This window comes from Actinomadura logoneensis (assembly GCF_003428695.1).
Taxonomy (GTDB): Bacteria; Actinomycetota; Actinomycetes; order Streptosporangiales; family Streptosporangiaceae; genus Spirillospora; species Spirillospora logoneensis.
In genome coordinates this window covers 1-10,773 of record NZ_QURH01000260.1, presented here as the reverse complement: position 1 = coordinate 10,773, position 10,773 = coordinate 1, and the positions used below count along the sequence as shown (strand labels likewise).

Genomic DNA, 10,773 nt, shown 5'->3' with positions numbered 1-10,773 from the left:
GGGCCTCGGCGGACGTGGCCGTGCCGGGGATGTCGCCGGGGCCGGTGGTCTCGTGGGCGGGGGCGCCGGACGGCGCGCCGGTGGCGTCGCGGGTGGGGCGACCGCCGGGTTCTCCGGTCGGTCCGGAGCCGGTGGGGCCGCTGCCGCCGTCGGTCACGGGTGCGCTGTCTGTCACGTTGTCGATGCTACGGCCCCGGAGTGGGGGTTCCGTGCCCGCGGGCGGTGCGGGATTTCGTCGGTGCGGTCGCCTACCCTTGCTGGACATGACGAGGACCGGGGCCGAGGACGGGACGACCAGCGCGGCGGAGACGGGTGCCGCCCCGGCGGCGGAGACGCCCGCCGGGACCGCCCTGGGGGCGCCCGGGGAGGCCGCCGGGGAGTCGGAGGAGGCCGCCGGTGGGACGCCCGCCGCGGCGGTCGACCCGGAGGTGACCGGTTCGCTGTCGCCGTCGCGGGCGGGCGACTTCATGACCTGTCCGCTGCTGTACCGGTTCCGGGTGATCGACCGGATCCCGGAGAAGCCGAGTCCGGCGGCGGTGCGGGGCACGCTGGTGCACGCGGTGCTGGAGCGGCTGTACGACCTGCCGCGGGCGGACCGCACCCCGGCGGCGGCGCTGGAGCTGCTGGGTCCGGAGTGGGAGCGGCTGTGCGCGGAGGAGCCGGAGCTCGCGGCGCTGTTCGAGGCGGACGCGGCGGGCGACGCCGAGCGCGAGGGCTGGCTGGCCGAGGCGCGGCGGATGGTCGAGTCGTACTTCTCGCTGGAGGATCCGCGGCGGCTGGAGCCGGCGGAGCGCGAGCTGTTCGTGGAGACGGTGCTCGACTCGGGGCTGCGGCTGCGGGGGTACATCGACCGGCTGGACGTGGCGCCGACGGGCGAGGTCCGCGTCGTGGACTACAAGACGGGGTCGGCGCCGCGCCGGGAGTTCGAGGCGCGGGCGCTGTTCCAGATGAAGTTCTACGCGCTGGTGCTGTGGCGGCTGCGGGGTGAGGTGCCGCGGTTGCTGCAGCTGATGTACCTGAAGAACGGGGAGGTCCTGCGGTACGCGCCGGACGAGGCGGATCTGCGGGCCACCCAGCGGAAGGTGGAGGCGCTGTGGCTGGCGATCCGGCGGGCCACGGAGTCGGGTGAGTGGCGGGCGCGTCCGTCGCGGTTGTGCGACTGGTGCGACCACCGGCAGCGGTGCCCGGAGTTCGGCGGGACGCCGCCGCCGCTGCCGACGGCGCCGGTGGCGCGGCGGGACGTGGTGGTGCCGGAGCCCGCGCCGGGTCTGGACGACCTCTGACCGCTCCGAGGGGCGTCGCGGGCCTCTCCCCGCCCGCTCCCCCGCCCGGTGGTCGACGCCGGTCGCCGCCCGGCGCGCCCGTCCGATCCCTTCCGTCCGGTCCCATCCGTCCGGTCCCTTCCGTCCGGCCTGCTCGTCCGGCCTGCTCGTCCGGCCTGCTCGTCCGGCCTGCTCGTCCGGGCGGGTCGGTGCTGGTGGCGGGCAGGGCGGCCGGTGCCGTGGCGGGTCTCCTTCTTGGGGAGGAGTGCGGATCCCCGCTCAGGAGGGCACTTCGACCTGGTGTGACCTCCTAGGGTTGAGGCGTGTCACCCCGCATCCGTGGTCTTCGCACCTTCCGTGCCTGGTTGGCGGCGCGGCCGCAGTCGGCCGACGCCGTCCTGGCGCTCGCGTTGCTCGCGGTGGGGTTGCCGGAGCTGTTCCTGGGCGACCGGTCGGCGGTGGAGGCGCGGCTGTTCACCGCGCCGGACGCGCGGCAGGGGGTGCTGGTGGCGGCGGTGACGTCGGCGCTGGTCCTGCGGCAGCGGTTCCCGCTCACGACGTTGTGGATCGTGCTGGCCGGCGAGTGCCTGCTGTCGCTGTGGGGGTACGTGCCGTCCGTCCCCGACTCGGTGGCGTACATGATCGCCGTGTACAGCGTGGCGGCGCACCGGGCGCTGGCGCACAGCGCGCTGGGCGGTGTGGTGGCGCTGGTGGGGTTCAACGCGCTGCTGCTGGCGTTCCCGATGCGGATGACGCTGCTGGAGTACCTGACGAACAACGCGCTGGTGGTCGGAGTGTGGGTGCTCGGCCGGAACCTGCGGATGCGGCGGGCGTACTTCACCGAGCTGGAGGACCGGGCGGCGCGGCTGGAGCGGGCGCGGGGGTCGGACGCGCGGGCGGCGCGGATCGAGGAGCGGTCGCGGATCGCGCGGGAGCTGCACGACGTGGTGGCGCACCATGTGAGCGTGATGACGGTGCAGGCGGGCGCGGCGCGGCGGATCATCGACCGGGATCCGGGCGGGGCGCGGGAGGCGATGTCCACGATCGAGGAGGTCGGGCGGACGGCGCTGAGCGAGATGCGGCGGATCGTGGGGGTGCTGCGGACCGAGCGGGACGGGCAGGCCGCGCGGGGCGAGCTGGCGCCGCAGCCGGGGCTGGGCGATCTGGGTGAGCTGCTGGACCATGTGCGGGAGACGGGCCTGTCGGTTCAGCTGTGGATCGAGGGTGAGGCGCGGACGCCGTCGCCGGGGGTGGACGTGGCGGCGTTCCGGCTGATCCAGGAGGCGTTGACGAACACGTTGAAGCACGCGGGTCCGCAGGCGCGGGCGTGGGTGCGGTTGCGGTACACGGCGGAGGACCTGACGGTGGAGATCGAGGACGACGGGCGCGGTACCGCGACGATCGTGGCGGACAACGGGGACAAGCCGGGGCACGGGCTCGTGGGGATGTACGAGCGGGTGGCGCTGTACGGGGGCGAGTTGCGGATCGGGCCCCGGGTGGGCGGGGGTTTCGGTGTGCGGGCCCGGTTCCCGCTGTCGGCGTGACGGCGCGTAGGGTGGCCGGTGGATCTGGGGTGCGTGGATGAACGGGACGGTGGCGGCGTGAGCACGGTGCGGGTGCTGCTGGTGGACGACCAGCCGCTGCTGCGGACGGGTTTCCGGCTGATTCTGGAGGCGGAGCCGGATCTCGCGGTGGTGGGCGAGGCGGGTGACGGGGCCGCGGCGGTGGAGCTGACCCGGTCGCTGCTGCCGGACGTGGTGCTGATGGACATCCGGATGCCGGGTGTGGACGGCATCGAGGCGACGCGGCGGATCATCCGGGACGGTGCGGCGTCGCACGATCCGCGGGTGCTGATCCTGACGACGTTCGATCTGGACGAGTACGTGATCGAGGCGGTGCGGGCGGGGGCCAGCGGGTTCCTGCTGAAGGACTCGCCGCCGGAGGACCTGGTGCAGGCGATCCGGATCGTGGCGGCGGGCGACGCGATCGTGGCGCCGAGCGTGACGCGGCGGCTGCTGGACCGGTTCGCGACGCGGCTGCCCGCGGTGCGGGACGCCTCTCCCCCGCCGGGTCTGGACACGCTGACCGAGCGTGAGCGCGAGGTGCTGGCGCATGTGGCGCGCGGGCAGTCGAACGCGGAGATCGCCGCCGATCTGGTGGTGAGCGAGACGACGGTGAAGACGCATGTGGGGAACGTCCTGGCGAAGCTGGGGCTTCGGGACCGGGTGCAGGCCGTGGTGTACGCGTACGAGACGGGTCTGAGCCGCCCCGGTCAGCAGTAGCCCTCCGCGGCTGGGCGGCGGTGGGAGGCTCGTCCGTTTCGTCCTGCCGACGGGGTCCTGAGGCCTCCCTGATCGGTTTCCCCGGGGTCGGTCTCAGGGGTGTCTACTCCCCACGGACGATGGCCGTGCGGCGTCTCCTGCCACGGGTGGAGTCGAAAGTCCGTTCCCGCGGGTCATCCTCTCCGCCCCGTCGGCTCCTACTGTTTCGTGTGGGCCGGATCACTTTCCCCCCGGTCCGTCCCAGACGAGACAGTAGGAGTGCACGTGACTGATTCCGCCCGTTCGACAAGCGACGCGGCCCCCGCGCCCGGGGCGGAGGAGGACTTCGCCGCGCGGGCGCGACGGGTCTCCAAGGTCTACGGGTCGGGCGACGCCCGGGTGATCGCGCTGGACGGCGTGACGGTCGGCATCCCGCGCGGCCGGTTCACGGCGGTGATGGGACCGTCGGGGTCCGGGAAGTCCACGCTGATGCACTGCATGGCGGGGCTCGACGCGGTGACCGAGGGCGAGGTGTTCATCGGCGACACCGAGCTGACGGCGCTGCGGGACAAGCAGCTGACGCGGCTGCGCCGGGACAAGATCGGGTTCGTGTTCCAGGCGTTCAACCTGGTGCCGACGCTGACGGCGCTGGAGAACATCACGCTGCCGATGGACATCGCGGGCCGCCGTCCGGACCCCGAGTGGCTGGACCGGGTGGTCGACACGGTGGGGCTGCGGTCGCGGCTGGGGCACCGGCCGGCCGAGCTGTCGGGCGGGCAGCAGCAGCGGGTGGCGTGCGCGCGGGCGCTGGCGTCCCGCCCGGAGATCATCTTCGCGGACGAGCCGACCGGGAACCTGGACTCGCGGTCGGGCGCGGAGGTCCTGGCGTTCCTGCGGGACTCGGTGCGGGAGATGGGCCAGACGATCGTGATGGTCACCCACGACCCGTCCGCGGCGGCCTACGCCGACCAGGTGCTGTTCCTGACCGACGGGCAGATCGTGGACACGATGGCGCAGCCGACGGCCGAGCGGGTGCTGGAGCGGATGAAGGGCTTCGAGCTGCCGGGGGTCACGGCGCGATGAGTGCGGTCCCGATGGCGCGGGTGACCCTGCGCAACCTCGCCGCGCACAAGATCCGGCTGGTGCTGACGGCCGTCGCGGTGATCCTCGGTGTGGCGTTCGTGGCGGGGACGCTGGTGTTCACCGACACGATGAACCGCAAGTTCGACGACCTGTTCGACCGGATCGGCGAGAACGTCGCCGTGGACGTCCGGGCGTCGCGGGTGGTGGACTCCGGTGACGAGGGCGCGCCGCGTCCGCCGCTGCCGCAGTCGGTGCTGGCGCTGGTGCGGTCGGTGCCGGGCGTGAAGGACCCGGTGGGCAGCGTCGACGGGTACGCGGCGCTGGTCGGCCGGAACGGCAAGGTCGTCGGGGCGGGGCAGAACGGGCCGCCGCAGCTCGGCACGAACTGGTCCGACGACGGTGTCGCGCGGCTGGTGTCGGGGCGCGCCCCGGCGGCGGCGGGCGAGGTCGTGGTGGACCGGGCGTCGGCGAAGAAGGCCGGGTACGCCGTGGGCGACCAGGTGACGGTGCTGGTGAAGGCGGGGCCGCGGCGGGCGACGCTGGTCGGCACCGCCGACATCGGCGACATGATGGGCGCCACGATCGTCGCGTTCGACACGCCGACGGCGCAGAGCCTGCTGCTGCGGCCGGGCTACTTCAGCGAGATCCGGATGGGGTCGACGGGCCCGGACGAGGCGACGCTGAGGGACCGGGTCGCGCGGGTGCTGCCGTCCGGGACCGAGGCGGTGACGGGCGCGAAGCTGCGCGACGAGAACAAGTCGGCGGTCGCGTCGTTCATGGGCTTCTTCCGGACGTTCCTGCTGGTGTTCGCGCTGATCTCGATCTTCGTGGGCGCGTTCATCATCTTCAACACGTTCTCGATGCTGGTGGCGCAGCGGACCCGTGAGCTGGCGCTGCTGCGGGCGATCGGCGCGGCCCGGTCGCAGGTGACGCGGGCGGTGATCGGCGAGGCGGTCGCGGTCGGTTTCGTCGGGTCGACGCTGGGCCTGGGCGCCGGGGTCGGGCTGGCGGCGCTGCTGCAGTCCACGACCGGCGGGGGCGGCGGGCTGACGTTCACGGCCACGCCGGTGCTGTGGTCGTACACGGTCGGGATCGTCGTGACGGTCGTGTCGGCGTACTTCCCGGCGCGGCGCGCGGCGAAGGTGCCGCCGGTCGCGGCGATGCGCGACGACGTGGCGATGCCGCAGCGGTCGATGCGGATCCGGCTGGCGGCGGGGTCGCTGCTGACGCTGGTGGGCGCGGCGCTGATCACCCTTGGCCTGTTCGGGCACGTGTCGAACGCGGTGGTCCCGGTCGGGGTGGGCGCGTTCGCGGTGTTCCTCGGCGTGGCGCTGCTCGCGCCGGTGATCAGCCGGCCGGTGGTGCGGGTGCTGGGGTGGCCGTTCGCGCGGCTGCTGCGGACGCCGGGCCGGCTGGCGCGGCAGAACGCGCTGCGCAACCCGCGCCGGACGGCGGCGACGGCGTCCGCGCTGATGATCGGCCTGGCGCTCATCACGGCGGTGAACGTGCTCGGGTCGTCGATGCGGTCGTCGGTGGAGGCGCAGGTCGACAAGCAGTTCGGCGCGGACTACGTGGTCGAGCCGACCGGCGCGGGCGGGCTGGCGCCGGAGCTGGTCGCCAGGGTGAAGGCGACCGGCGGGGTGAAGGACGCGGGCGCGATGTACTCGGGGAGCGCGAAGATCTCCGGGAAGCGCGTGCGGTACACGTCGGGCGACACGGCGGAGATGCTGAGCGGAACCCGCGCCAGGCTCGTGTCCGGGTCGGGGGCGCTCGGCCGGGACGGGATGCTGGTCGACGAGGCCACCGCGAGGAAGGACTCGCTGTCGGTGGGGTCGGCGGTGCCGCTGCTGTTCCCGGACGGGCGGACCGAGACGCTGCACGTCCGCGGCGTGTACGCCAAGAACCAGTTCCTCGGCGGGCGAGTGGTCGCGCAGGGCGCGTACCTGGCGCACACGCCGGACCCGGCCGTCGATGTGATCATCGTGACGGCGGACCGGGCGGACGCGGCGACCAAGGCCGCGATCGAGAGGACGCTGTCGGCGCGTCCGGACGTGAAGGTGCAGGACCAGTCGGCGCTCAAGGCCGACGCCCGCAAGCAGGTGGACGGGTTCGTGACGTTCCTGACGATCCTGCTGATCATGTCGGTGGTCATCGCCGCGGTCGGGGTGGTCAACACGCTGGCGCTGTCGGTGATCGAGCGGACCCGGGAGATCGGGCTGCTGCGGGCGATCGGGATCAGCCGGCGGCAGCTGCGCCGGATGATCCGCGCCGAGTCGGTGGTGATCGCGGTGTTCGGCGCGCTGCTCGGCATCGGGATCGGGGTGGCGTTCGGCGCGGCGCTGCAGCACGCGCTGCGCGACAAGGGCCTGAGCGAGCTGTCGGTGCCGGTGGGGACGCTGGCGGGCTACCTGGTGGTGGCGGCGGTGATCGGCGTCCTGGCGGCGCTGTGGCCGGCGTGGCGCGCCGGGCGGATGGACGTCCTGAAGGCGATCTCCACCGAGTGACCCCGGCGGGGCCCGGCGGGGACCGGCGGGGACCGGCAGGAACCGGGCCCCGCCACCCCGCTCCAGCCCCGCCTTCTCCCCCGCCGCCCCGCTCCAGTACCGCCTTCTCTCTCCCCTCGCGGGGGTGAGCGGCGCGGCGGCGGGAGGAGAGAGCGAAGCAGGGGACCAGCAGAGAAAGCGACCGGCCCGTGCGGAGTGATCCGTACGGGCCGGTCGCTTGTCGGCCTTCACCGGCGGGGCGGGACGGGACGAGCTCCCGGTCGTCCCGTCCCGCGTCCCGTCAGTCGGCCTCCGGGGAGACCACGGCGGCCTTGGCGACCACGTCGGTCTCCGACACCGTGGTGTTCTCCGGGAAGTGGCAGGCGGCCATGTGCCCGGGCGACAGCTCGACCAGCGGCGGCTCGACCTGCTTGCAGATGTCCTGCGCCTTCCAGCAGCGGGTGTGGAAGCGGCAGGCCGGCGGCGGGTCCAGGGGGCTGGGCACGTCGCCCTGCAGCCGGATCCGCTCGCGGTTGTCGCGCTGGGCGGGGTCCGGGATCGGCACGGCCGACAGCAGCGCCTTGGTGTACGGGTGCATGGGGCGCTCGTACAGGTCGTCGCGGTCGGCGATCTCGACCAGCTTGCCGAGGTACATCACCGCGACCCGGTCGGAGATGTGCCGGACCACCGACAGGTCGTGCGCGATCACCACGTAGGTGAGGTCGAGCTCGTCCTGCAGGTCCTCCAGCAGGTTGACCACCTGCGCCTGCACCGACACGTCCAGCGCCGACACCGGCTCGTCCGCGACGATCAGCTTCGGCTTGAGCGCCAGCGTCCGGGCGATGCCGATGCGCTGCCGCTGGCCGCCGGAGAACTCGTGCGGGTAGCGGTTGTAGTGCTCGGGGCTGAGGCCCACCAGCTCCAGCAGCTCCTGGACGGCCTTCTTGACGCCGTTCTCGGTCTGGATGTTCTGCAGCCGGAACGGCGCCCCGACGATCGCGCCGACCGTCTTGCGCGGGTTCAGCGACGAGTACGGGTCCTGGAAGATCATCTGGATGTCCCGCCGGAGCGGGCGCATCCGGGCCTGGGAGTACCGGGTGATGTCGTGGCCCTCGAAGGCGATCTTCCCCGACGTGGAGTCCAGCAACTTCATGATCATCCGGCCGGTGGTGGTCTTGCCGCAGCCCGACTCCCCCACCAGGCCGAGCGTCTGGCCCTTGTGGACCGAGAAGCTCACCCCGTCGACCGCCTTGACGGTGGCGACCTGCCGGCGCAGCAGGCCGGCGGTCACCGGGAAGTGCTTGCGCAGGTCGGTCACTTCGAGCAGGGGCTCGCCCGTCCGGGCGGGCTTGGCGTTGGCGCCCGGCGCCGCCACGGTGCCCTCGGCGCCCGCTGGGCTCTGCGATGTGCTCACGTTGTCTCCGCGATCGTGCTAGGGGGGAGCGGGTCCCCCGGGTGTGCGCCGGTCTCCACGGCCCGGGGACGCCGGGCCGGTCGGGCCCCGGCGTGCGCCGTGCGCGCGGTCACAGCTTCGGCCGGATCTCGTCGGCGAAGATCTGCCGCCGCCGGTCCGTCGGCAGGTGGCAGGCCACCAGGTGCCCCGGCCCGGTCTCCCGCAGCTCCGGCCGGTCGGCGGTGCTGCGCCCGTCGGTCTGGTCGGCGTAGGGGCAGCGCGGGTTGAAGGCGCACCCCGACGGGAGGTTGATCAGGCTGGGCGGAGACCCGGGGATCGGCTGCAGCCGCTCGTTGCGCAGCCGGTCCAGCCGCGGCATCGAACCGAGCAGGCCCCAGGTGTAGGGGTGCTCCGGCTCGTGGAACACCTCACCGGCCGTGCCCCGCTCGATGCACCGGCCGCCGTACATGACCAGGACGTCGTCGCTCAGCTCCGCGGTGACACCCAGGTCGTGGGTGATCATGATGATCGCGGAGTTGAACTCCTGCTGCAGGTCCCGGATCAGGTCCAGGATCTGGGCCTGGACCGTCACGTCGAGCGCGGTGGTCGGCTCGTCGGCGATCAGCAGCTCCGGGTCGCAGGACAGCGCCATCGCGATCATGGCGCGCTGGCGCATGCCGCCGGAGAACTGGTGCGGGTAGTCGTCCACCCGCTTGTCCGGCTTGGGGATGCCGACGCGGCCGAGCATGTCGATCGCGTGCTTGCGCGCGACCTGCTTGGACACGTCGTTGTGCACCCGGTACGCCTCGATGATCTGGGCGCCGACGGTGTAGAAGGGGTGCATCGCCGACAGCGGGTCCTGGAAGATCATCGCCATCTTCCGGCCGCGCAGCCGCCGCACCTGCTCCTCCGACGCCGAGACCAGCTCGGTGCCGTCCAGCCAGATCTCGCCCGACACGCGGGCGTTGCGCCGGTTGTGCAGGCCCAGGATCCCCAGGCTGGTCACCGACTTGCCCGAGCCGGACTCGCCCACGATGCCGAGGGTCCTGCCGCGTTCCAGCTTGAACGACAGGCCGTCGACGGACTTGACCACGCCGTCGTCGGTCGGGAAGTGGATCTTCAGGTCGCGCAGCTCCAGGAAGGCCGTGGACGGCGCGGAGCCGGCCGTCACCTCCGCCGGCCCGCCGTTCAGGGTCTCCGCGGGACGCTTGGCGTCGCTCATCAGCCCAGCCTCACTCTCGGGTCGATGACCGCGTACAGCAGGTCCACGATCAGGTTCGCCGCCACGATGAACAGCGCGGCGACCAGGGTCACGCCGAGGACCACCGGAAGGTCGTTGCCGGTGATGCCGTCGATGGACAGCTGGCCGAGCCCGGCGATGCCGAAGGTGTGCTCGGTCAGCACCGCGCCGCCGAGCAGCAGGCCGAGGTCCATGCCGAAGATCGTGAGGATGGGGGTCAGGGTGGAGCGGAGGGCGTGCTTGGTGATGACCGTCCGCTCCGGCAGGCCCTTGGCGCGCGCGGTGCGGATGTAGTCCTCACCGAGCGTCTCCAGCATGCCGGCGCGGGTGAGCCGCGCGTAGGTCGCCGCGTACAGGAACGCCAGCGTGATCCAGGGGAGGATCAGCGACTGGAACCATGTCGCGGGGTCCTGCGAGAACGGCACGTAGCTGCCGCCGCCGGGGAGCAGGCCGAGCTTGTAGGAGAACAGCGCGAGGGCGACCAGGCCGGTGAAGTAGATCGGCAGCGAGACGCCGCCGAGTGCGACCACCATCGCCGCGCGGTCCCACAGGCTGCCGCGCTTGAGCGCCGACAGGACACCGACGGACACACCGGAGATCAGCCAGATCACCGCGGCGCCCGCGGCGAGCGACAGCGTCGCCGGCGCGCGGTCCTCCAGCTGCGGCAGGACGGCCTGGTTGTTCTTGAACGAGTAGCCGAAGCACGGCGAGGAGCAGTGCTCGACGGTCGGACCGTTGTTGAACTCCTGGCCGGCGACGACGCCCTGGATCCACTTGCCGTACTGGACCCAGATGGGCTTGTCGAGGTTCAGCCGCTGCTTGGTCTGCTGGATCGCCTCCGCCGTGGGGGCCTTGCCGACGAAGGAGGCGGCGAGCTGGTCGTTGTTCTGTCCGGCGAGCTTCGGGATACCGAAGAAGATGCCGAACACCACCATGCTGACGATCACCAGCATGAGGACGGCCCCGATGACGCGTCTGATGAGATATGCGAACACTTTGCGCGGCACCGCCCGCCGACCGAAGGTGACCGGTGGGTCACCTCCGGTCGGCG

Annotated in this window: 8 protein-coding genes; 5 read left to right on the top strand and 3 right to left on the bottom strand. The window is 72.8% G+C overall.

The window, feature by feature from the left end; translation table 11 throughout:
• The first annotated feature begins 263 nt into the window (after nucleotides 1–263).
• The 5 genes from DZF91_RS15525 to DZF91_RS15505 all read left to right on the top strand — a co-directional run bounded on the left by DZF91_RS15525 (nucleotide 264) and on the right by DZF91_RS15505 (nucleotide 7,110).
• Nucleotides 264–1,283: a RecB family exonuclease gene (locus DZF91_RS15525; protein ID WP_117358184.1), complete on the top strand. Its 1,020-nt coding sequence runs from the start codon at nucleotides 264–266 to the stop codon at nucleotides 1,281–1,283.
• Between the two features lie 302 nt (nucleotides 1,284–1,585).
• Entirely contained in the window at nucleotides 1,586–2,806 is a 1,221-nt protein-coding gene (locus tag DZF91_RS15520) for a sensor histidine kinase (RefSeq protein ID WP_117358181.1), read from the top strand.
• A gap of 57 nt (nucleotides 2,807–2,863) precedes the next feature.
• Complete coding sequence (locus tag DZF91_RS15515) at nucleotides 2,864–3,544, top strand: response regulator (protein ID WP_235834315.1); 681 nt, start codon at nucleotides 2,864–2,866, stop codon at nucleotides 3,542–3,544.
• A 264-nt stretch (nucleotides 3,545–3,808) separates the two neighbouring features.
• Nucleotides 3,809–4,606: an ABC transporter ATP-binding protein gene (locus DZF91_RS15510; RefSeq protein WP_117358180.1), complete on the top strand. Its 798-nt coding sequence runs from the start codon at nucleotides 3,809–3,811 to the stop codon at nucleotides 4,604–4,606.
• The gene (locus tag DZF91_RS15505) at nucleotides 4,603–7,110 is read left to right on the top strand and encodes an ABC transporter permease (RefSeq protein WP_235834314.1); all 2,508 of its coding nucleotides are present in this window, start codon (nucleotides 4,603–4,605) and stop codon (nucleotides 7,108–7,110) included. Before DZF91_RS15510 ends, DZF91_RS15505 begins: the two co-directional genes overlap by 4 nt.
• Nucleotides 7,111–7,390: 280 nt before the next feature.
• On the opposite strand, the gene DZF91_RS15500 is transcribed toward DZF91_RS15505, so the two are convergent.
• The 3 genes from DZF91_RS15500 to DZF91_RS15490 all read right to left on the bottom strand — a co-directional run bounded on the left by DZF91_RS15500 (nucleotide 7,391) and on the right by DZF91_RS15490 (nucleotide 10,717).
• Entirely contained in the window at nucleotides 7,391–8,464 is a 1,074-nt protein-coding gene (locus DZF91_RS15500; protein ID WP_268915946.1) for an ABC transporter ATP-binding protein, read from the bottom strand.
• A gap of 148 nt (nucleotides 8,465–8,612) precedes the next feature.
• Entirely contained in the window at nucleotides 8,613–9,704 is a 1,092-nt protein-coding gene (locus tag DZF91_RS15495) for an ABC transporter ATP-binding protein (protein WP_117358177.1), read from the bottom strand.
• The gene (locus DZF91_RS15490) at nucleotides 9,704–10,717 is read right to left on the bottom strand and encodes an ABC transporter permease (RefSeq protein ID WP_117358182.1); all 1,014 of its coding nucleotides are present in this window, start codon (nucleotides 10,715–10,717) and stop codon (nucleotides 9,704–9,706) included. Before DZF91_RS15490 ends, DZF91_RS15495 begins: the two co-directional genes overlap by 1 nt.
• Nucleotides 10,718–10,773 lie beyond the last annotated feature (56 nt).